The organism is Nocardioides sp. InS609-2 (assembly GCF_023208195.1).
Lineage (GTDB): Bacteria > Actinomycetota > Actinomycetes > Propionibacteriales > Nocardioidaceae > Nocardioides.
In genome coordinates this window covers 485,736-506,299 of record NZ_CP060034.1, presented here as the reverse complement: position 1 = coordinate 506,299, position 20,564 = coordinate 485,736, and the positions used below count along the sequence as shown (strand labels likewise).

The window sequence follows — 20,564 nt, the reverse complement described above, 5'->3', positions numbered from 1 at the left end:
TGACCGTTAGGCCATATAGTTCAGAATTCAACCAAAGGAGTGATCATGCAGTTCGGCATCTTCAGCGTCGGTGACGTCACGACCGACCCCACGACCGGGGCCACGCCGAGCGAGCACGAGCGCATCAGATCGACCGTCGCGATCGCGAAGAAGGCCGAGGAGGTCGGCCTCGACGTCGTCGCGCTCGGCCAGCACCACAACCCGCCGTTCGCGGCGTCGTCACCCACGACGACGCTCGCCTACATCGCCGCCCAGACCGAGCGGATCATCCTCTCGACAGCGACCACGTTGATCACCACGACCGACCCGGTCCGGATCGCCGAGGACTACGCGCAGCTCCAGCACCTCGCCGACGGCCGTGTCGACCTGACGCTGGGCCGCGGCAACACCGGCCCGGTCTACCCGTGGTTCGGCAAGGACATTCGCGACGGCATCGAGCTCGCCGTCGAGAACTACGCCCTCCTCCACCGGCTCTGGCGTGAGGACGTCGTGACCTGGGAGGGCACGCACCGCACGCCGCTCCAGGGGTTCACGGCCACGCCGCGCCCGCTCGACGGCGTACCCCCGTTCGTCTGGCACGGCTCGATCCGCAGCCCCGAGATCGCGGAGCAGGCGGCGATCTACGGTGACGGCTTCTTCTCCAACCACATCTTCTGGCCGGCGTCGCACACCCGGCAGATGGTCGCGCTCTACCGCCGCCGCTTCGAGCACTACGGCCACGGCACCGCCGACCAGGCGATCGTGGGGCTCGGCGGCCAGGCGTTCATGCGCAGGAACAGCCAGGACGCCATCAACGAGTTCCGGCCCTACTTCGACAGCGCGCCCGTCTACGGACACGGCCCGGCCCTCGAGGACTTCGTGAAGGCGACTCCGCTCACCGTGGGCTCGCCGCAGCAGGTCGTCGAGCGCACGCTCGGTTTCCGCGAGTACGTCGGCGACTACCAGCGCCAGCTCTTCTTGATGGATCACGCCGGACTGCCTCTCAAGACCGTCCTGGAGCAGCTCGACCTGCTCGGCGAGATTCTCCCCGACCTGCGCGCCGGCTTCGTCGAGGGCCGCCCCGCTCACGTCCCCGACGCGCCCACCCACCCATCGCTCCTCAACGCCCGCCAGGAGGTCCTCGCATGACCACCCGCATCGCCGTCGTCACCGCCGGTCTCGGCAACCCGTCATCGACCCGGCTGCTCGCCGACCAGCTCGCCGCAGCGGCCTCGAAGTCCCTGCGGACTGCGGGGGAGCAGGTCGAGGTCGACGTCATCGACCTCCGGCCGCTGGCCCACGGGCTGGCCGACCGGATGGTCACCGGCTTCGCGACCGGTGAGCTCGAGGAGGCGCTCGAGTCCGTACGCCGCGCCAACGGGCTGATCGCCGTCACGCCGGTGTTCTCCGCGTCGTACTCCGGGCTCTTCAAGATGTTCTTCGACGTGCTCGAGCCCGACGCGCTGCACGGCATCCCGGTGCTGCTCGGCGCCACCGCCGGCACCGCCCGGCACAGCCTGGTGCTGGAGCACGCGATGCGGCCGCTGTTCGCCTATCTCAAGGCGATCGTGGCGCCGACCGCGGTGTTCGCGGCCACCGAGGACTTCGGTGGCACCCGTGCCACCGCGCTCAACGACCGGATCGAGGGGGCGGGTGCCGAGCTCGCCGCGCTGGTCAGGTCCGCGCCGGCCCGCGAGGTCGACGACCCCTATGCGGACGTCGTCGACTTCGCGACCCTGCTGGCCCGCTGACGCACGACGGCTCCGGTCGAGGAGGTCCGTCCGAGCTGCGGAACGCGCTGTGAAGCGGAGGCTGTTTCGTCCCGGCCGCGCTCGGTCGGCCGAGCTCACCCCGGCCGAGGTCGCACTGCATGAGCGGGGTGCAGCCCGGGCGGCCGCCGAGAAGCAGCTCGGCGCCACCGCGCCTCTGCCGGGCCGCCGCGGCTGGGGCGGACGCAAGCGGACGCCTCTGGCATGGCGGCCCGCCGCTCGTGATCGGCGGCAGGTGGGGCAGGCGTTGTGGGCCGAGGCGGACCGCAAGGAGTGCGGTCGCCGTGGCATCGAGGGTGATGTAGGTGTCGTCGAGGTTGATGTCGGTTTGTATCCAGGGACTGGCGGCAGCAACGAGGTCCCGCCCGGGGTGGAGGAACCGACTGCGGGATACCCCTCGGAAGCGCACAGCAATCGCACGGGTTCTTCACATCGGCTCGTCAGGATCGGGGTGTTCAGCAGAATTCGAGAACGACAACCCGCGATGCGATTCGCGCCTGGAGGAAGATTTAGATGGTAGTCCGTTCGATAGTGCAGGTTGTGGCAGGAGTCGCGGCGGGGGCAGTACTGGTCGGGGTCCCGACCTGGGCGGTGGCCGGCCAGCAGGACGACAGTCCGAGTTCGAGTTCGGACATGACGGCGATGATGAGCAGCCCGGAGTCACAGCACCAGATGATGGGCTCGATGTCGAAGATGATGGACGACCCGGAGATCCGCAAGCAGATGAGTTCCCTGATGTCGGACTCGATGGACGAGATGTCCGGGATGCAGGGCGGGATGTCTGGGCGCCGCAAGTCCGGGATGGGCCAGATGCGTGACATGGGCCGGAGTTCGATGTCCGGTCGGTCAGCCAACCATTAGGCGCGCATGGCGCCCAGTCAAACAAGGCGCGTTCGGCCCGCTCGCACCGGTCATCGCCGGAGCCGCCGTGGGAGTCTCCAGCGTCAGCGTGGTCGCCAACAGCCTGCGCCTGCGCCGGTTCCACCGACGCTGACCCCCGGCGCATGTAGCGGCTGTACCCGGGCGCAGCAACGACTTCTCCACCTCTACCCACCGACCCCAAAGGGAGCACCACGTGAGACCCGTCCTGTTCGAGATCTTCGGTCTCTCGATCAACAGCTACGGGGTCAGCAAAGCGCTGGCCGCACTCGTGGCGGGATACCTCCTGGCCCGGGAGTTCAGACGCTTGGGATGGGACCCCGACCGAGCCTGGAACATCGTGATCGTCGCGACCGTGTTGGGATTCGCCGGCGGCAAGCTGTACTACCTGGCCGAGCGTGCGAGTGACCTGACGCCTCATGACTTCCGCTCAGCGGGGTTCACCTGGTATGGCGGCCTGATCGCGGGTGTTGCGACCGCCGGCGCGATGGCTCGGCGCTACCGGCTGCCCCTGGGACAGTTCGCTGGCACTGCCGCGGCGCCGCTCTCGCTGGCCTACGGGATCGGACGGGTCGGTTGCTTTCTCGCCGGTGACGGCACCTACGGCAAGCCGTCGGATCTTCCCTGGGCCATGGCCTTCCCGAACGGCACGATGCCGACAACGGTGCCAGTCCATCCCACCGCGCTGTATGAGGCGGTGGTCGCCTTCGCGTTGGCCGGGGTGCTCTGGGGGTTGCGTAAGCGACTCGCACCCTTGGCGATCTTTGGGCTGTACGCCGTCATCTCCGGTCTGGCGCGGTTCCTTGTCGAGGAGATCCGGATCAACCCGGAGGTCCTGCTGCGCCTGACTCAGCCTCAGGTGTGGTCCCTGACGCTGGTCGTGATCGGTGTGGGGCTGCTCGTCAGCAACCGTCTGCGTAGGCCCGCCGACGACGCGACGTATGACGCCGGGAGAGCCGACACACGGCCGCCCCTGGGCCCGCCCGAGATCCAGGAACCTTTCCGATCCGTGCCTGTGACGAGAGAATCGTAGGCATGGCGAGCGGAACGATCATTGTCGTCGACGACGAGCCCAAGATCCGCGACCTGGTGCGCACCTACCTCGAGCGCGAGGGCTATCAGGTTTTCGACACGGAAGCGGGGATGACGCTGTCCGGATCGTGCAGCGGATCCATCCCGATCTTGTTGTGCTCGACCTCGGACTGCCCGACCTACCGGGGGAGGAGGTGATCCGGACCGTGCGCCGCGCGTCGGACGTGCCCGTCGTCATGTTGACGGCGCGGGCGAGCGAAGGAGACCGCATCGCTGGCCTGAAGCTCGGCGCGGACGACTACGTCACCAAGCCGTTCAGCCCCCGGGAGCTCGTTGCCCGGGTCGAGGCGGTCCTGCGCCGCTCGCGCGGCTTGCGGGCCGAACGGGCCACGACGTACGCCCAGGGACGGCTCGAGGTTGCCTCCGAGCGCCGTGAAGTGTCACTCGACGCTGCAGTCGTCGAACTGACGCGCAGTGAGTTCGACCTGCTCGTTGCGCTCGCCTCTCGGCCCGGGCGCGCCTGGTCGCGCCTCGAGCTCGTGAGCCGGATCCAAGGTGATGACTACGACGGCTACGAGCGCACCGTGGACGCGCATGTGAAGAATCTGCGTCGCAAGCTCGGCGACGACCCACGCCATCCGGTGTTCGTCATGACCGTTCCCGGCATCGGTTACAAGTTCGGTCAGGCCGCGGATGGCTGAGAGTCTGCGTCGACGGTTGACCTTGTCGTTCGTCGTCATCGCGCTGGGTTCGGCGCTGTTGACGGCGATTCTCGTCAACGCAGCGTTCGGAGGCCGGTTCGACACCTACCTCGGCCAGCAACGATCTGCTCGAGTGAGTCAGCTCGCCAACGCCTTCACCGCGGCCTACGAACCGGACCAAGGATGGCAGAAGGACAGGCTCGACCGGCTCGCGCCACTGGTCGCGATGTCGGGGGCCCAGGTTCGACTCGTCGACGCCTCGGGAAAGAGCGTCTGGTCGCTCCGGGACAGCCAGATGGGACCGGAGATGGTGCAGATGCACCGTGACATGGGCTCGGCCGGTGCCCTGAGCCCCCAGCAGCGAATTTCGTTGACGATGGGCGGACGCCGGATCGGTGACCTGTATGTGGCCTTGCCGGAAGGCACGGTTCCGTTGGCCGACCGGGAGTTCCGCAGATCCGTCAACTGGTTGCTTCTCCTGGGTGGACTGGCTGCTGGGTCGATCGGCGTCGGGGCGGGCGTGATCGCCTCCCGGCGTACCGTGCGACCGATCACAGAGCTCACCAGCGCTGCGCGCGACCTTCAGGCTGGTGACCGCCATCGACGGGCCGCTGTGGCGGGGAATGATGAGATCGCGCAGCTGGCCCGGGCCTTCAACGACCTCGTTGACTCCGTCGACCGAGAGGACGCCGTACGCCGGGCCTTCGCCGCCGACGTGGCACACGAGCTGCGCACCCCCCTGACGGTGTTGCGTAGCCAGCTCGAGGCAGTCCAAGACGGCGTCGTCGAGCCAACTCCGGCACTCTTCCGCTCCCTGCACGACGAGACGCTGCGCCTCGGTCGGCTCACCGCAGACCTGGAGACCATGACGTCAGCGGACAGCGTCGAATTCGACCTGCACCGTCGGCCCGTCGACTTGGCCGACGTCGTCGCGAGGGCGGGTGCCGCCCTGAGCCACCGGTTCGCCGAGGGGCAGCTGCGCCTGATCCTGAGTACCGATCCGGCAGCGGTCTCCGGCGATGAGGTCAGACTCCAGCAGGTCGTGACAAACCTGCTGACCAATACCTTGAAGTTCGTTCCTCCAGGGGGGTCCGTGACTGTCTCCACCCGAACAGTCGATGGTCGGGCCGAGCTTGACGTGCACGACGACGGGCCGGGAATCTCCCCCGACGACTTGGCCCACGTGTTCGAACGCTTCTACCGCGGACACCAGGTGCGCACCGGCGGGTCAGGCATCGGACTGGCCGTGGTCGCCGCTCTCGTGCACGCCCACGGAGGTGAGGTCACCGTCGTGAACCTCCCCGACGGGGGAGCATCCTTCCGGATTCGCCTCACGTCCATCGACTCTGACCAAGCGGCGATCAAGTGAACGGTCAACGGACTGCGGGGCCGTGCTCGTTGGACTCCGTGGAAGGACCCGGCGCCACTGACTACTATATTTTATAGTAGTGAGAAACCGACGGGCCTCTCGGCCCACTCGGCTCAGTGGCTGGAGAGGGGCACGCATGCTCGGATCGAAACTCCCCGAGGTCAGGATCACCTAGTGAGTGATCCGGGTGCGGAGCGCCGGCTTGGCCCGAGTCAGTGGAAGGCCCGTACGGCATCGGTCTTTTACAGCGGGCGCAGTCCTGGTCGCCGAAGGTCGCAAGTCCACCGATCTCGAGGAGCTCGTTGCCCAAGCCTTGGGCGGGGTGCTGTTCGATGTCTTCGGTTTGGCCGAGCAGTACCAGGCCGACTTGGACGTCCAGTACGGCGACCAGCTTGCCCAGCTCGCCGCGCGACGGGCGTCCCGTGGGTCAGTGGCTCAGGGCGTGGAGTCGGCGGGACGCCCGCGCGCCTGAGAGCCCCGGCTGCGGTGCGGGAGAGGTATTCTACTATGACGGATAGTATTGGTCAGTCCGGGCAGGACGACAGATGGGGACGAAGGGAATGGGCTGCATGGGAAACGGATCGGGAGCGTTCATGATGGGCTGGATGGTCTTGTGGGGCTTGGTGGCGTTGGCCTTGTTGGCTTTGTCGGTCGCAGGGACCGTGTGGCTGATCCGCGGTGCGCGTTCGGGCGACACCCGTCCGGCCGTTGGAGTCCCCACAGCTGAGGAACTCCTCCGGAGCCGGTACGCAGCGGGGGAGATCGAGGAGGACGAGTTCCTCCGCCGACTGTCGAGCCTCAGTCGGTAATCCAGCCGTGGGAGACCTGCTGTTCTCGACGACGATTCTCGCTGCCTTCCTGGGGGGCGTCGTCGCGCTTCTCGCCCCGTGTTGTGTGTCGGTCATGCTGCCGGCCTACTTCGCCTCCAGCTTCAAGAGCCGCACCCATATCCTGGCGATGACGCTCGTCTTCGCGGCCGGGGTCGCGACGGTCATCCTGCCGATCGGTCTCGGCGCGACCGCATTGAGCCGGCTCATCTCCGGACACCACACCCTGGTCTTCTCGGTGATGGGCGCGGCGATGATGCTGGGCGGCCTGGCGATGCTGGCCGGGCGCAAGTTCATGCTGCCAATGCCCGGGCTTCGCTCGCACGGAGGTACCGGCACCGGGTCGGTGTACACACTGGGGGTCTTCTCGGGAGCCGCGAGCTCGTGCTGTGCGCCGGTACTGGTGGGTGTGGCGGCGTTGTCTGCCGCGACTGCGTCGTTCGTTCCCAGCCTGATCGTGGGCGTGACCTATGTGTTCGGGATGGTGGCTCCGTTGGCGGCACTCGCCCTGGTGTGGGATCGACGCGACTGGGGCAGGAGCCGGCTGTTGACCGGACGCGAGGTCACCTTTGGTGTTGGCCGCTGGCGGCATCGCCTCCCGTTGGCCAGCCTGCTCTCAGGTGGCCTCCTGGTGGGCATGGGGGTCCTGACTGTCTTCCTGGCTGCCCGCGGACCCTCGATGCCGACCGACGGCTGGCAGGTGCGGTTCACCGCCTGGTTGGGGCACAGCGCCGCCACCGTCGAAGTTGCCCTGTCCTGGTTGCCGCCCTGGGTTCCGGGGCTTGCGATCATCGGGGTCCTGTCCTGGCTCATCTGGCACGCCGTACACCACCCCGCCGGCACCACCCGGCCCGACTCCGACAGCGCGCCCGTCGCGACCGGCCAGGCGGCCGGCGGGACCCCACCCATGGAGGATCGACAGTGACGCCGAAGAGCAACGCCCCCCACTCCGCCCAAGAGAAGCGCGCGGCGCGCGCCCAGGACGCGGTCACTGCGAAGGCCACTACCCGCAGGAGGCAGGCCCTGCTCCGAGTCGGTGTCACTCTGACTGTCCTGATCGTGATCGGCGTCCTGTTCACGATCTTCCGATCCGCCAACCAGAACCCAGAGGCCGGTGTGTCGGGCGGCTCGGGCAAGTACGTCTATCAGACCGGCAAGCCCGGAGTGGGGCAGGCGGCCATCGACTTCTCACTGCCCTCGACCCGGGGCGGGACGGCGGGCCTGTCCGATTTCAAGGGCAAGACTGTCCTGACCTATTGGCACGAGGGGCTGGGCTGCCAACCGTGCTGGGACCAGATCCGTGCCTTCGAGGACGACCCCGACGTGCTGAAGGCGGCGGGGATCGACGAGTTCGTCTCCATCACCTCTGGTCCGGTCGACGCGCTGGCGCAGAAAATGGCCGATGACGGACTGACCTCGACGACCCTGGCCGACACAGACCTAGCGGTGTCTCGGCAGTATCAGATGAACCAGTTCGGCATGATGGGCGACTCCCGTGACGGTCACTCCTTCGCGCTTATCGGGCCGGACGGGCAGATCCTCTGGCGAGCCGACTACGGCGGCGCCCCGAACTACACCATGTTCGTCCCCGTGGACACGCTGCTGGAACAGCTGAAGGCCGGCCTCCGATCGTGACCGTCGTGCCGGTGCGGGTCACGCTCCTGACCCAGCGTGCATGTACCTACTGCGAGCATGCCAAGGTGGTCCTCGCGCGCGTCGGCCAGGACTTCGACATCAGCATCGACGAGGTCAGCCTCCAGTCGGACGAAGGGCGTTCGTTGGCCAGCCGCCACGGGGTGATGTTCGCACCAGGGGTGCTGCTCGACGGGCGCGCCTTCAGCTACGGACGTCTCTCGGAGCGGAAGCTGCGCAAGGAACTCTCACGGTTCCGCGTGGCGCACGACCCGAGATGAGCCTTCCGGGTCGGACGCTCACCCCTCGGCGAACAGTCACAACGGAAGTGTCCAGCCCGCGATCAGTCCCTGCATCCGGGCGATCAGTGCCGTCCACAGGCCGGTCAGCTGGAGCAGGCCGAGCAGGATCAGGGTCGCGCCCCCGACCTGCGTGATGGCCTTGGCGTGCCGGCGAGCCCAGGCCACCGAGCCCATGAACCGGTGCACGGAGAACGCCGCAAGGATGAACGGTATCCCGAGCCCGGCGCTGTAGGCGAAGGACAGCAGCGCCCCGCGGCCCGCCCCGGCACTGCTGGTGGCCAGCGTCAGGACCGCGGCCAGGGTCGGGCCGATACAGGGGGTCCACCCCAGGCCGAACAGAACTCCCACCACCGGAGCGCCGGCCAGGCCGGCTCTGGGTCGATACCTGAGCCGAAGGGTGCGGCCCGCGAACGGGAGCCGCCAGAGCACGCCCGTGAAGATCAGACCGACTGCGATCGTCACCACGCCGAGGATGCGCACGAGCGTCTCCTGGTACTGGACCAGGATCGCCCCGAGAGAGCCGAACAGGGCGCCGTAGCTCGTGAAGACGGCGGCGAAGCCGGCAACGAAGAGCACAGCACCCCACACCGTCCGTCCTCGCGTCTTCCGCCGGCTACTAACCAGAGTGTCTCCGGGGGGCGCGTCCCGCGTGCTCGCGGTCTGCACCTCGCCACCCGCGAGGCCGGCCACGTAGGAGAGGTAGCCAGGGACCAGAGGCAGGCAGCAGGGCGAGAAGAAGGACAGGGCTCCTGCCGCGAGTGCCACCAGCCCAGCCAGCAGGAGCGGACCGTCGAGCACAACGTCCTGGGCGCCTTGTCCCACGGACTCTAGGACGGTCACAGCTGCCTGCCTCTTCTGGATTGCCACGCGCCGGGGGCATGGCGACGTGCGCGTGATCGATCACTTGATTCCCACGTAGCACCTGGTGCTCTACTATCCATCATAGGAGATATTGGTGGTGACCGTACCTGCAGATGGGCGGGGCCCGGACACTGAAGGGGACACGCCGATGCGTCAGCTCGGACAGCTGGAGGCCGTCGTGATGGCGCGGGTGTGGGCGACGGACAGGCCAGTGCTCGTGCGCGAGGTGCTCGAGCAGATCCAGCGCGAGCGGGACATCGCCTATACGACGGTGATGACCGTGATGGTCAACCTGCACCGCAAGGGCATCCTGAGCCGAGAGCAGGAAGGGCGCGCCTACCGCTACCGGGCAGTGCGGTCGCGTGAGGAGCACACGGCAGACCTGATGGAAGGGGTGCTCGCGACCAGTGGGGACAGGGCCGCCACCTTGATGCACTTCGTCCAGCAGATCGATGACGGGGAGCTGGAGGCCTTGCGAAAGGCGCTCGCTCCGCCGTCGTCCTCAAAGCGGTCGCGCCCGTGAGAGCGTCGGTCGCACTCCTGCTCTACGCGTTGACCATGGCCACGCTGGGTGGCGCCTGGCTACGTCGCGCACATTGGCCGGAGCGGGCCCCTCGTCTCGGCGTCCTGGCTTGGCAGTCGCTGAGCTGGTCGATTCTCGCCGCCGTGACGCTTGCTGGACTGGTGCTCGCCGTCCCCGTCTCGCCTGTCGGCCCGGATCTGGCCACCGTCCTGGACACCTGTGCCATGTTGCTGCGCCAGCAGTACTCGACCCCGGGCGGCGTCACTGCCGGCGTGGTCGGCGTGGTCCTGACCCTGGGGGTCACGGCCCGCGTCGCCCTGGTCCTGGCTCAGTCGTTCTGGGCCGCGCGAAACGTCCGGGTCCATCAGCACCAACGCCTGGGTCTGGTGGCCAGAGCGGACACCGTGCTGGGTGTACTCGTTCTCGACCACTCCGCCTGTGTGGCCTACTGCCTCCCCGGTGGGGGGCGCGGTCGAGTGGTCGTGACCACGGCGGCACTTGCCGTTCTCGACGACGCCCAGATCGCTGCGGTCCTTGCACATGAGCGGGCGCACCTGAGCGGGAGGCACCACTTGGTCAACCAGGTCGCCGCCGGGCTGCGGGCCGCTCTCCCGTTCGTCCCCACGTTGCGGTTCGCCAATGTCGAGATCGCGCAGTTGACCGAGATGATCGCGGACGACACCGCGGTACGACGTGGCGCGGACCGACTCGGGTTGGCGACGGCGCTGGTCCGGTTGGCCGAGTCCCAGGCGCCGGCGGGCGCACTTGGGGCGGGCGGCTCGACGGCGATCGCCCGGGTTCGACGGCTGGTCCGGGCCGACCGTCCAGTCGCCGGCCCCGAGAGGCTGCTCGCGCTGGTAGGCGTGGTTCTCCTCGCCACGGCCCCGCTGGCGGTTGCCGCGGCCCCGGCCGTTGCCGTCGCCTCGTCGGGCTACTGTCCGGTTTCGCTGGCTGGCTGACCGAGGGGTCGTGGGGCTCAGCTGACCCTCTCCCACGCAGGGTGTCGATCTCGGTGCGCAGGCGGCGCATCTCGTTCTCGTCGCGGGTGTCGGTCTCTGGGCAACAACCGGGTAGGCCCGCGTCATGGCGCCACCGCCTCGGCGCGTGGGCCGGATGGACATCACGTAGGTCAGTGCGACGGATGCGATCGCGACGCCTGCAGCGCCGCTGGTGCTCAGTTCTCAACTGCGGCTCAGCCGTCCGTGTTGACCGGCGGCCTTCCTGCACCTGCGGTCGGACCCGTCTCGAGGCGCTGTTGCTCACGGAACTGGGTCACCTCGGCGCGGAGGCGCGCGATCTCCGCGTTGCTGTCGGTGGCCCCCGTGGCCCGCTGCTGGGGCAGCATGGCGCAGTGTCCGCGTCGCATCGGCCGGATGCAGGCAAAGTAAGTGAGGCCAAGTGAGGCAGCGATGATCGCCAGGGGAAGCGCCCAGTCCATCAGCGGCGCCCCCTGGCCTCGAGGCCGGTGAAGGACTCGTGCGGCACCGGGTTCGGCTGCCCGGCGCGGAGCTGGTCCACCTCAGCGCGCAGCTGGGTGAGCTCGTCGGCCGCCGCTGGGGGGTGCGGGGGCTCGTTCTTGTTGCCGCGCATCATGAAGAACATCATCAGGCCCATGCCGATGGGACAGGCCAGCAGGGCCAATGGGTAGAGCAGTTCCGCCACGGACTTCACCTTTCGGGTCGGGAGGCCGGTCCAGCCCGGCACTAACTACTAAGACACATCGTAGACCACTTGGGGGCCACATCAACCTCGATTGGCTTCGGCTAGGACGTCGTCCACGAGATCGCGCAGGGTGAGGTAGGTGGTGCCCCCGATGACACGAGCCGCCACCTTGCCGTCCCGGTCGACGACCACCGTGCTGGGGATGGCATTGGCCGGCAGTATCGATCCGAGCGCCAGCAGCGCGGGCCCGGAGTCGGCGGTGGTGATGCTGGGGTAGGTGATCTTGAATCGGCGCTCGTAGGCGATCGCGGCTGCGTCGTTGTCCCGCACGTCGATTCCGACGAACTGGACCCCTTGGTTGCGGGTCTCCTCCCAGCCTCGACGCAGTCCTGGGGCCTCCTTGCGGCACGGGGGACACCACGACCCCCACACGTTGACCACCAGCAACGTGCCGGCGTGGTCACGGCTGTCGAAGCTCCCGCCATCCAGCGTGGCGCCCTGGAGGGTCGGCAGCGGCACGCGGTCGGCGACCGGGATCTGCTCGACCACCCCCTCGCCCGTGATGTAGCCGGGTCCTCCTCCTTGGTGGGTGTCGGAGCATGCGGACACAATGAGCGCCAACGTCGAGACGGCGACGAGGCGTCTCGTGGGGCGAAACGCCGTGGGCTGACGGGGGACCACGCGATTCCTCTCTTCGCGCCTTGACTGGGTGTGAGCGAGATGCGGGGTCGCGCCTGAATCGGAATCTACTAAGGCATATAGTAGAACGCGGGTGCCGGGCCGGTGAAGGGACATCAGGGTGCGGAATGGGGCGATGATGCTGGGCAGGGTCGACCTCGGCGGGCCTTGCCCGCGGGAGGCCGCCCGACCGGAGATGCAGTGGCTGCCAGGGCCACGGGGCTCCGTGTATCCCGTGATCGCTTTGATCATGCTCGCCGTGATGGTCCTGAGCGGGTGCGGGGGACCAGTCGTTGATGGGCCAACCAGCGCGTCGCCCCGCGGCACCACCGACTATCGGTGGGAACCGGTGAAGGTGGCAGGGCTGGAAGGATGCGGCGTGCTTGAGCGCCTAGCCGTTCACGGATCGACCAGCCCGGACGACGGGCTGGAGTCACTTCGGTTGCCTTGCCTCACCCGTGGCCCCGCGGTCGACCTGGCACAACTGCGCGGGAGACCGGTGCTGATCAACCTGTGGGCGTCTTGGTGCGGACCCTGCCGCAAAGAGATGCCGCTGCTGACCGCGGCATATGAGAAGCTCGGCGGTCAGGTGCAGTTCGTCGGGGTCGACACCGCCGACGCACCCGCGCCCGCAGCTAACTTTCTCGACGAGTTTGACGTCACGTATCCGCAGTTGGCGGATCCGAACTCGGTGCTGCTCGGGCGCCTGCGCATCCCTGGCATTCCGGTCACGCTCGTCCTAGGCCCCGACGGAGGCGTGCTTGAGAAGCACATCGGGCCCTTCGAGGACGACGATCTGATCCAGCTCCTCGAAAGCGTGATCGCCGAGAACAGCTGAACCAGTCGCAGGTCTCTCTGGCCGTGCAGTGCGCCGCGAGACCGGCGCGGGCCCCTGTGTGGCGCCGATGCGCCGATGCTCGGGACCGTCGCACGCGCCCCAGCGCCGACTGCCGGGCTCATTGCCGGTGGAGGTCGTGCTCGTCGTTGGGCTGGGGGTAGACCAGAGTGCGTGAGATCAGGTGATTGGGCGGCGCCAGGGCCTCGCGCACGATCCGGTCTCGTTCATCGAACGTCAGGCGAATGTAGGTGCCCTCGCCCGGGTAGCCCAGCGCCAGCGTGGTTTCGGTGCGGCTGCGGCTCAGCACCACCACCGTGGGCGCCACTCCGGAACCGTAAGGCCCGACGCCGAGGTACTTGCGGCCGCTCATCTTCAGAGGTTGCTCGATACCGAGCCCGGCGTTGGTGTCGCTCGTGACCTGCTCATGCACGACCAGTCGGGGAACTCCGCGCATCGCGCGGACCACCCGTTGCAGCAATGCGGGGCGTTGTCGGGCGGGCCACGCCACGGGGAGGGCGGTGGTGCCGCCCTCGAAGTGCTGGGAAGAGGCTTCAAGGGTCACCGTATGGTCCCCCCTTGTCCACGCCACGGGGGCGACAAAGCAGCCTGTCCCGCAGCGTCGGAACTCCAGCTTCACGGCCTCTTGGGTGGCCATGTCCGTGATGTTGCCGACCAGCTCGTAGTCTTCGTTGTCTTGTGGGGCGACCGCGCTGCTGATGTCGGGGGTGGTCAGGCGGACCAGCAGCTGCCCCGAGCTCGCAATGGCCCCTACGCCGATCCAGCCCGCGCGGCTGCCCACTCCCTCCACCGGGCCGACGGCCGGCGGCGGGAACGGCAGCGGCAGGTCGCTTGCTGCCGGCGGTGCTCGAGCCGTGAGTACCCCCGAGAACGCCAGGATCGCGGCGAGCAGCACCACCTCCACCCGGGCCGTGGCCGCGGGTTGGCGGCGATCGGGACGCCTGGCCAGGTGCCATCTGGCCCACAACGCCAGACCCGCCACCACGATCACAAAGGTGAGCTTGACCAGTAGCCAGCGTCCGTAGCCGGTGTCCCGAAGCGTGGGGACGAGGTCGTCGAGACCAATGAGGAGCAGTCCACTGATGGTCCCCGTGGCAAGGACCGCGAGGAACAGCGCGAGAGCAAGCCGGGCGTAGGCGCGGACCAGCGGTCCGGCCGACTGGCCGCGCCTGTTGCGCCACCGCGAAACCCGCAGCACATGGATCAACGCGCCGACCCAGACCGCCGCAGCCAGCAGGTGAACCGAGATCAACGTCGCCCCCCATCCCGGTGCCGCAGCCTGCGGGTGCGCCCGGAATCCCTCGGCCACCGCCACCCCAGCGGCCACGAGGCCCGCCGCCCACGCATCTCGTCGAACACCCGCGAGTGCTACCGCGACGACCAGCGCGACCACTTCCAGGCCGGCCAAGCGGCCCGGCCCTGAGGCCAGGAAGGGCGCGACCGACAGCGTGCCGAGACTCGTACGGAGCGAGCCGTCTCCCAGATACAGGACTGCGAGTCCGGCCGCCGCCGCAAGGCTCAGCCACAATCCCGGACGCACCCAAGGGGCTGGCTCTCCTCCGCGCTCGGGGGGCGAGGAGCCCGGCCGCCGGGTTCGCTTCGCGAGCCGGGTGCCGACGAGGCCGCCCAGGGCCAGGGCCAACCCGAGGAACAGCGCCCAGCGCAGCCCCGTGATCGCTGGCGCGCCGCGGGTCGCCACCGACCCGCCGCTACCCAGGCTCAGCCCGGCGGTCGAACCCACCGCGAACCGGAACCCGCCGATCATCGTGTCGCCGTCCGCGGCCGTCACCTGCCACCCCACCAGGTACTCGCCCTCTTCGAGGGTGCCGGCCACCGGAACGCTGACGGTCTGGCCGTTGGATCCCGAGGTTGCCGCACCCACCGGCACCTGGCCGCGGCCTGGCCCGGTCAGCGTCAGTGTGGACCGAGCCGGCACGACGGCCTGGTCGAACACCAGCAGGATCTGTTCGGGCGAGGTGGGGACAGCGCCGTCGACGGTGGGGCTGGTGAACAACAACGTGGCATGAGCCTGCGCCGCAGGCGCGGGAGCCGCGAGGATCGCCAGTCCGACCGCCACGATGAGGCCGAATGTCCGGGCCAGAACAACAACGCGTGCGCACCCCACCGCACCGCGCGTCCGCCTGCCGGACCCCACGCCAGCCAGGTCGGCGCGCGGTACCGGGGTGGCAGGGTCCGCTGAGACGGGGACCGTCGCCAGTGGGGAGGGGCTCAACGCGTCATCCTCGATCGGTCACTGAGGCCAGGGCGGCGATCCCTGGCGGGGGCAACGTCACACTACTATCCGGCATCGTAGAACAATGAACGAAGTTGAGGTCAACCAGCTGAGCCAACCGGGAACTAACCAACCGTGAGCTAGGCGCGCGCGGGCGTTCGCATGTTCCGGAACGAGGCGCCAGTGCGGTCCGCCGCGGCCATGGTCTGGGTCAATCGTCCAAGCGTCTTGGCGTCGTCGGCGGTGGTAGGTCCTTTCGATCCAGGTCACGATCGCGATCCGCAGGTGCTGGCGGGTGGCCCAGGTGCGTTGGTTGAGGACGTTCTTCTGCAGCAGCGCGAAGGACGACTCCATTGCGCTCGAGCTTCAGCCGAAGCTCGACCAGAGCACCTACCAGGACCCGGTTGTGCCACAGTGCGCGCCCGGCCTCGACCTCGGCCATGACCACCCCGGCGTCGCAGAGCCCGCACGCCGGCGGGCGACGTCTGGAGCATGGCGGTGGCTTCGTCGTACTCCACCCACAGATCGCGCCGCTCTCGCGAGACCAGGACCTCAGCGTCTCGCTCGAGCGGTTTGACTCCGCGGGTCAATCGGTCTGACTGTCGTTCGGCGTACCGGGTCGCTCACTCGATCACGCTGGCCCGGTTCGCCGAGGGCCGGCGGCCGCGCTGGGGTCGCGTCTTGATGCGTCCACTGCGGGTGTGCCAGTCGATGGTCGGCACGGGGACCCGGGCCAGGGCTACTGCGTCTGGCCAGGTGATCCACTCGCCGCCGTGGTTGCTCAACGTTCGATGTGCTTGGCTCGGTTCGTCTTCGCTCCAGAGGCCTGGCCCTTTCCCCGGTAGGCACACGGCTTGGGTGCGACAGGGCGCCTGATGCTCATGACTCGGACTGTCGCCAGGGCCTGGGGCGCGACGACGAACAATGGGTGCGTGACCGACCATCCGCCGTACCCCACCGGCCTTCGACTCAGCGGCAAGAAGGTCGTCGTTGTCGGCGGCGGCCACGTGGCCCAGCGACGGGTCCCGTCGCTGATCGCGGCGGGTGCGGTGGTGACGGTGGTGTCTCCCGAGGTCACGCCGGCACTCGAGGGCATGGCTGCCGAGATCACCCTCGTGCTGCGCCGTTTCGAGGCCGCCGACCTGGACGGCGCCTGGTACGTCATCGCCGCCACCAACGACCCGCACGCCAACGCCGCGATCACGGTGGCAGCCGACGCACGCCGCATCTTCTGCGTCCGGAGCGACGACGCCACCCTGGCCACCGCCTGGACGCCGGCCACCGGTCGGCACGGCTCGGTGACCGTGGCCGTGCTGGGCAACCGCGAGCCGAAACAGTCGGCTGCCCTGCGCGACGACATCCTCACCGCGCTGCGCGACGGCCAGCTGAGCGCGACCGGTGCCCTCGACACGACGGCAGGCGTCGTACTCGTCGGCGGCGGACCCGGCGATCCCGAGCTCGTCACCGTCGCCGCACGCCATGCGCTGGCCAGTGCCGACGTGGTGGTGGCCGACCGGCTGGCTCCCCGCGAGCTGCTCGACCAGCTGGCTCCCGAAGTCGAGCTGATCGACGTCGCCAAGCTGCCGCGCGGCCGGTCGGCGCGCCAAGAGCAGATCAACGAGCTGCTCATCGACCGCGCCCGCAAGGGCAAGCGGGTCATCCGTTTCAAGGGCGGCGACAACTTCGTGTTCGGCCGCGGCTACGAGGAGCTGCTGGCCTGCCAGGAGGCGGGCGTGCCGGTGACGGTGATCCCCGGTTTGTCGTCCGCGCTGACCGTGCCCGGTGTCGCACAGATCCCGGTCACCCATCGCGGCGTCGCCCACGACTTCACCGTCATCTCCGGCCACCTGCCGCCCGGTCACGCCGAGTCGCTCGTCGAGTGGCCCGCGGTCGCGCGACTTCGCGGCACGGTCGTGCTCCTGATGGCGGTCGAGAACGCCCCGGCCATCGCCGACGCCCTGCTAGAAGGTGGCCGGGACCCAGGCACGCCGGTTGCCGTGATCGTCGACGGCACGATGCCCTCGGAGCGCACCGTGCTTGCGACCCTCGGCACCCTGGCCGAGCGGATGGCGACCGAAAAGGTCGCGCCGCCGGCGATCATCGTGATCGGCGAAGTGGTGCGCGTCGCCCGTGCTGGATACTTTGCCGACGATGGCCACCCTCACCCCGATCACTGACGCCGCCGACCCGCGGCTGGCCGACTACCGCGACCTCCGAGACGTCGAGCTCCGCAAGCACATCGAGTCCGAGCACGGGTTGTTCCTGGCCGAGGGCGAGAAAGTCGTACGCCGCGCGGTGGAGGCGGGCCTGACCACGCGCTCGTTCCTGATGGCAGAGCGCTGGCTCGACGGCCTCGACGACGTGCTCGCCACCACCGACGCGCCGTGCTTCGTGCTCACCGAGGCGCTGGCCGAGGAGGTCACCGGCTTCCACGTGCACCGCGGCGCGCTGGCCTCACTCGAACGCCGCGCCCTCCCGTCGGTCGACGACGTGCTCGCCGGCGCGCGGTCCGTGCTGGTGCTCGAGGACATCGTCGACCACACCAACGTCGGCGCCATCTTCCGTTCGGGAGCGGCCCTCGGCTTCGACGCCGTACTCCTCGCGCCGCGCTGCGCAGACCCGCTCTACCGCCGGGCGATCAAGGTCGGGATGGGCGCGGTCTTCACGATGCCCTGGACCCGCCTCCCCGACTGGTATGACGCCTTGCCGGCGCTCAGGGACGCGGGCTTCACCACGGTGGCGCTGACCCTCGCGCCCGACGCGGTGCCCGTCGAGGACGCCGTGGCCGCTGTCGACCGGCTGGCCCTGGTCCTCGGCTCCGAGGGCCATGGCCTCAGCAGTCGCTGGGAGCAGAGCGCCGACCGCCGGGCGATCATCCCGATGCGCGCGGGCATCGACTCCCTCAACGTCGCCGCTGCGACCGCCGTCGCCTGCTACGTCGCCGCCCGCCGCTCCGCTGGGTGAGCTGCGGTCACTCCAAAAGCAGCAGGTCGTCGCGCAACGCTACGAACGCCAGCACCGGGATCACGAAGAACGCCGCGCGCAACACGAACATCACCACGGGTGACTCGCGGATCGGCCCGAGCAGCCCCCGTCGCAACGGCAGCAACACGGCCACCGCAAGCGCGACCGGTATGCCCACGAACAGCACGGGTGCGACGACGACCAGCAGGATGCCAGGAACCAGCCACCGGCGCTCGTCCCGGGCTGCCCAGTGCCCGGGACGAGCAGCTCTGTCGACGGCGTACACGAGCAGGACGCCGAACACCGCGGGCAGCGTCACGAAGAGCGCCGCAGCCAGCCAGGTGGGCTCGAGCAGCGTGAAGTCGCGGCCGGTCGGGTGGATGATCAGGGCACCCACGAGTGCGCCGGCCGTGACGCCCACGGTGACGGACCGGAACCACTCCGGGCCGATCAGCCACGGGCTGACCGCGACGTAGGCAGCCGCCCCGATCAGGCCCATCGCCGCGCCGAGCACCAGCAGGTTGTACGTGCCGCCGACCGTGAGCTCACCGACCACGAACTCGTCGTCGGTCAGCGTGCCCCGGAGGTTGTCGGGCGAGGTGAATCGCAGCAGCAGCATCGCCAGCCGGCTCCCGATGCCTCCGACCACTATCCCGAGCGGCACTCCCGCGACCACGATCACGCGCACCAGCTCCGCCAGCTCTTCGCCGTACGACGGAGCCTCACCGGCGTTGCGACCATGAACGATCGTGCTCACCAGTCCATTGGGCTCGCGTTCCGGCCGGCTCCGCAAGCCCACTCTGGGTGAAGCTCAGGAGGGGGTGCGCTGCCTCATCGCGGTGTACAGCACCAGCGAGCCGGCGGTCGCGGCGTTGAGCGAGCTGGCGCTGCCGGCCATCGGGATCTTGACGATCTCGTCGCAGGCCTCGAGCCAGCCCTGGCTGAGCCCGTGCGTCTCGTTGCCGACGACCAGCACCACCCGACCCGAGAGGTCGGACGTGTCGACGTCGACCGTGCCGGACTCGTCGGTGCCGACGATGCGGTAGCCGTGCTCCTGCGCCCACTCGACGACCGGCGCGTGGCCGGGAGACCGGACCACCGTCAGCGCGAAGAGTGATCCGGTGCTGGCCCGCACGCACTGCGGGTCGTAGGGGTCGGCCGCATGTCCGGTGATGACCAGACCGGCCGCACCGAACGCGTCGGCCGAGCGTGCCAGGGTGCCGATGTTGCCGGGGCTGGCGGGCCGGTCGAACACCACGACCGGGCCGTGCTGCGTATGGTGACCCAGGCGTTCCAGGTCGTCCTCGGGCATCTCCACGACGGCCACCAGCTCCGGTGACTCGTCCTTGCCGCCGAGCTCGGCCAGCAGTTCGGGAGCCACGAAGAACCGCTCGGCGTCGAGGGTCTCCCACAGGTTGTCCGCCCACGCCGAGGTCTGGCTGCGTCCGTCGTGGAGCAGCGTCCTCACTCGCCAGCCGTGCTCGACAGCGAGCGTGATCGGGCGGACGCCCTGCACCAGGAACTCACCGAGGCGGTGCCGCTTCGAGCGGTTGGTGAGCTGCGCCTCCCACTGCTGGAAGCGGGCGTTGCGGGTGGTGACGCGCTGCGGTGCGCTCACGCGTCTGCGCCGGTCTCGCCGACGGGCCACTCGGGCGGAAAGTCGTCAGCCGTCTTGTCCTGCGCCTTCTGGAGCTTCTTGCGGGCCTTGGCCGAGATGCGGTCGGCGAACACTGTTCCGTAGGTGTGGTCGGTCTCGTGCTGGAGGCAGCGCGCGAGCAGGCCCTCGCCCTCGAATGTCACGGGATCGCCGTCGAGCCCGAACCCGTCGACGCGGGCCGAGTCGGGCCGCGGGCACTCAACGAACGCACCCGGGAACGACAGGCAGCCCTCGTCGTCGTCGTCGAGTCGGCGGTCCTTGCCCTCGGGCAGGGTGATGACCGGGTTGCACACCACACCGATCCAGCGCTCGCCGTCGTCATCGGGGCAGTCGAAGACGAACATCGCTACGTCCTCGCCGATCTGGCACGCGGCCAGGCCGACCCCGTCGGCGGCGTACATCGTGGCGACCATGTCGGCGGCCAGCGACCTCAGCGCGTCGTCGTACGCCGTCACCTGCGCCTGCGGGCTGTGCATGACGGGGGTGCCCCAGCGGGTCATCGGGCGGACGGTGCCACCCTCGGGCAGCGGGCCGTACGGCGCCCGCAGGGTGGGTTCGGCGTTCTTGCGCGGCATGGGCGGCATCCTATGAGCCCCGACGCAGCAGTGAGCAGCGACACCGGGAGGCACGGTGGCGCTAT

General features: G+C 69.0%; 25 protein-coding genes and 1 pseudogene. 16 read left to right on the top strand and 10 right to left on the bottom strand.

Annotation, left to right across the window (positions count from 1 at the left end):
- The first annotated feature begins 45 nt into the window (after positions 1 to 45).
- The 10 genes from H4Q84_RS02735 to H4Q84_RS02690 all read left to right on the top strand — a co-directional run bounded on the left by H4Q84_RS02735 (position 46) and on the right by H4Q84_RS02690 (position 8,469).
- Positions 46 to 1,128: an LLM class flavin-dependent oxidoreductase gene (locus H4Q84_RS02735; RefSeq protein WP_248581871.1), complete on the top strand. Its 1,083-nt coding sequence runs from the start codon at positions 46 to 48 to the stop codon at positions 1,126 to 1,128.
- Complete coding sequence (locus tag H4Q84_RS02730; protein WP_248581870.1) at positions 1,125 to 1,730, top strand: FMN reductase; 606 nt, start codon at positions 1,125 to 1,127, stop codon at positions 1,728 to 1,730. Before H4Q84_RS02735 ends, H4Q84_RS02730 begins: the two co-directional genes overlap by 4 nt.
- A 651-nt stretch (positions 1,731 to 2,381) precedes the next feature.
- The gene (locus H4Q84_RS02725) at positions 2,382 to 2,609 is read left to right on the top strand and encodes a hypothetical protein (RefSeq protein WP_248581869.1); all 228 of its coding nucleotides are present in this window, start codon (positions 2,382 to 2,384) and stop codon (positions 2,607 to 2,609) included.
- A gap of 214 nt (positions 2,610 to 2,823) precedes the next feature.
- Positions 2,824 to 3,660, top strand: a complete 837-nt coding sequence (locus H4Q84_RS02720) for a prolipoprotein diacylglyceryl transferase (RefSeq protein ID WP_248581868.1) — start codon at positions 2,824 to 2,826, stop codon at positions 3,658 to 3,660.
- Positions 3,661 to 3,662: 2 nt separating this feature from the next.
- On the top strand, positions 3,663 to 3,857 hold the full coding sequence (locus tag H4Q84_RS02715; RefSeq protein WP_248581867.1) for a hypothetical protein: 195 nt from the start codon (positions 3,663 to 3,665) through the stop codon (positions 3,855 to 3,857).
- Complete coding sequence (locus H4Q84_RS02710; protein WP_349238401.1) at positions 3,788 to 4,360, top strand: response regulator transcription factor; 573 nt, start codon at positions 3,788 to 3,790, stop codon at positions 4,358 to 4,360. Before H4Q84_RS02715 ends, H4Q84_RS02710 begins: the two co-directional genes overlap by 70 nt.
- A complete protein-coding gene (locus H4Q84_RS02705) occupies positions 4,353 to 5,729 on the top strand; it encodes an ATP-binding protein (RefSeq protein ID WP_248581865.1) in 1,377 nt (458 codons plus the stop codon). The genes H4Q84_RS02710 and H4Q84_RS02705 overlap by 8 nt, the downstream gene beginning before the upstream one ends.
- Positions 5,730 to 6,545: 816 nt before the next feature.
- Positions 6,546 to 7,481, top strand: coding sequence for a cytochrome c biogenesis protein CcdA (locus H4Q84_RS02700; protein WP_248581864.1), 936 nt, complete (start codon positions 6,546 to 6,548; stop codon positions 7,479 to 7,481).
- The gene (locus H4Q84_RS02695) at positions 7,478 to 8,191 is read left to right on the top strand and encodes a redoxin domain-containing protein (RefSeq protein ID WP_248581863.1); all 714 of its coding nucleotides are present in this window, start codon (positions 7,478 to 7,480) and stop codon (positions 8,189 to 8,191) included. The genes H4Q84_RS02700 and H4Q84_RS02695 overlap by 4 nt, the downstream gene beginning before the upstream one ends.
- Complete coding sequence (locus H4Q84_RS02690) at positions 8,188 to 8,469, top strand: glutaredoxin family protein (protein ID WP_248581862.1); 282 nt, start codon at positions 8,188 to 8,190, stop codon at positions 8,467 to 8,469. The genes H4Q84_RS02695 and H4Q84_RS02690 overlap by 4 nt, the downstream gene beginning before the upstream one ends.
- Before the next feature lie 36 nt (positions 8,470 to 8,505).
- On the opposite strand, the gene H4Q84_RS02685 is transcribed toward H4Q84_RS02690, so the two are convergent.
- Positions 8,506 to 9,255, bottom strand: coding sequence for a cytochrome c biogenesis protein CcdA (locus H4Q84_RS02685; protein ID WP_349238418.1), 750 nt, complete (start codon positions 9,253 to 9,255; stop codon positions 8,506 to 8,508).
- A gap of 244 nt (positions 9,256 to 9,499) precedes the next feature.
- Here H4Q84_RS02685 and H4Q84_RS02680 point away from each other — a divergent pair, with 244 nt between their 5' ends.
- Together H4Q84_RS02680 and H4Q84_RS02675 are read left to right on the top strand one after the other, a co-directional pair.
- On the top strand, positions 9,500 to 9,874 hold the full coding sequence (locus H4Q84_RS02680; RefSeq protein ID WP_248581861.1) for a BlaI/MecI/CopY family transcriptional regulator: 375 nt from the start codon (positions 9,500 to 9,502) through the stop codon (positions 9,872 to 9,874).
- A complete protein-coding gene (locus H4Q84_RS02675; protein ID WP_248581860.1) occupies positions 9,871 to 10,833 on the top strand; it encodes a M56 family metallopeptidase in 963 nt (320 codons plus the stop codon). Before H4Q84_RS02680 ends, H4Q84_RS02675 begins: the two co-directional genes overlap by 4 nt.
- A 233-nt stretch (positions 10,834 to 11,066) precedes the next feature.
- Here the strand turns inward: H4Q84_RS02675 and H4Q84_RS02670 are convergent, their stop codons facing one another.
- From H4Q84_RS02670 to H4Q84_RS02660, 3 genes are all read right to left on the bottom strand, one after another.
- Entirely contained in the window at positions 11,067 to 11,240 is a 174-nt protein-coding gene (locus H4Q84_RS02670; RefSeq protein ID WP_248581859.1) for a hypothetical protein, read from the bottom strand.
- A gap of 71 nt (positions 11,241 to 11,311) precedes the next feature.
- Complete coding sequence (locus H4Q84_RS02665; RefSeq protein ID WP_248581858.1) at positions 11,312 to 11,536, bottom strand: hypothetical protein; 225 nt, start codon at positions 11,534 to 11,536, stop codon at positions 11,312 to 11,314.
- A gap of 81 nt (positions 11,537 to 11,617) precedes the next feature.
- Complete coding sequence (locus H4Q84_RS02660) at positions 11,618 to 12,145, bottom strand: TlpA disulfide reductase family protein (protein WP_248581857.1); 528 nt, start codon at positions 12,143 to 12,145, stop codon at positions 11,618 to 11,620.
- A 304-nt stretch (positions 12,146 to 12,449) separates the two neighbouring features.
- On the opposite strand from H4Q84_RS02660, the gene H4Q84_RS02655 reads away from it, so the two are divergent.
- Positions 12,450 to 13,052, top strand: coding sequence for a TlpA disulfide reductase family protein (locus H4Q84_RS02655; RefSeq protein WP_248581856.1), 603 nt, complete (start codon positions 12,450 to 12,452; stop codon positions 13,050 to 13,052).
- 118 nt (positions 13,053 to 13,170) lie between these two features.
- Here H4Q84_RS02655 and H4Q84_RS02650 read toward each other — a convergent pair whose 3' ends face one another.
- Complete coding sequence (locus H4Q84_RS02650; RefSeq protein WP_248581855.1) at positions 13,171 to 15,147, bottom strand: copper resistance protein CopC; 1,977 nt, start codon at positions 15,145 to 15,147, stop codon at positions 13,171 to 13,173.
- A gap of 296 nt (positions 15,148 to 15,443) precedes the next feature.
- Positions 15,444 to 15,666 (bottom strand): annotated as a pseudogene (locus H4Q84_RS02645) (hypothetical protein); the annotation flags it as partial.
- A 77-nt stretch (positions 15,667 to 15,743) separates the two neighbouring features.
- Here H4Q84_RS02645 and H4Q84_RS02640 point away from each other — a divergent pair.
- On the top strand, positions 15,744 to 15,902 hold the full coding sequence (locus H4Q84_RS02640; protein ID WP_248581854.1) for a hypothetical protein: 159 nt from the start codon (positions 15,744 to 15,746) through the stop codon (positions 15,900 to 15,902).
- 24 nt (positions 15,903 to 15,926) lie between these two features.
- Here H4Q84_RS02640 and H4Q84_RS02635 read toward each other — a convergent pair whose 3' ends face one another.
- Positions 15,927 to 16,088: a hypothetical protein gene (locus H4Q84_RS02635; protein WP_248581853.1), complete on the bottom strand. Its 162-nt coding sequence runs from the start codon at positions 16,086 to 16,088 to the stop codon at positions 15,927 to 15,929.
- Positions 16,089 to 16,235: 147 nt separating this feature from the next.
- Between H4Q84_RS02635 and cobA the strand changes: the two genes are divergently transcribed.
- Both cobA and H4Q84_RS02625 read left to right on the top strand, forming a co-directional pair.
- Positions 16,236 to 17,480: a uroporphyrinogen-III C-methyltransferase gene (gene cobA / locus H4Q84_RS02630; RefSeq protein WP_248581852.1), complete on the top strand. Its 1,245-nt coding sequence runs from the start codon at positions 16,236 to 16,238 to the stop codon at positions 17,478 to 17,480.
- A complete protein-coding gene (locus tag H4Q84_RS02625) occupies positions 17,455 to 18,267 on the top strand; it encodes an RNA methyltransferase (RefSeq protein ID WP_248581851.1) in 813 nt (270 codons plus the stop codon). Before cobA ends, H4Q84_RS02625 begins: the two co-directional genes overlap by 26 nt.
- Before the next feature lie 7 nt (positions 18,268 to 18,274).
- On the opposite strand, the gene H4Q84_RS02620 is transcribed toward H4Q84_RS02625, so the two are convergent.
- Genes H4Q84_RS02620 through def form a run of 3 tightly spaced genes read right to left on the bottom strand, consistent with a single transcriptional unit; the run spans position 18,275 to position 20,499 of the window.
- Entirely contained in the window at positions 18,275 to 19,024 is a 750-nt protein-coding gene (locus tag H4Q84_RS02620) for a hypothetical protein (RefSeq protein WP_248581850.1), read from the bottom strand.
- Between the two features lie 54 nt (positions 19,025 to 19,078).
- On the bottom strand, positions 19,079 to 19,885 hold the full coding sequence (locus H4Q84_RS02615) for a TrmH family RNA methyltransferase (RefSeq protein WP_248581849.1): 807 nt from the start codon (positions 19,883 to 19,885) through the stop codon (positions 19,079 to 19,081).
- Complete coding sequence (gene def / locus H4Q84_RS02610) at positions 19,882 to 20,499, bottom strand: peptide deformylase (RefSeq protein WP_248581848.1); 618 nt, start codon at positions 20,497 to 20,499, stop codon at positions 19,882 to 19,884. Before def ends, H4Q84_RS02615 begins: the two co-directional genes overlap by 4 nt.
- Between the last annotated feature and the right edge of the window lie 65 nt (positions 20,500 to 20,564).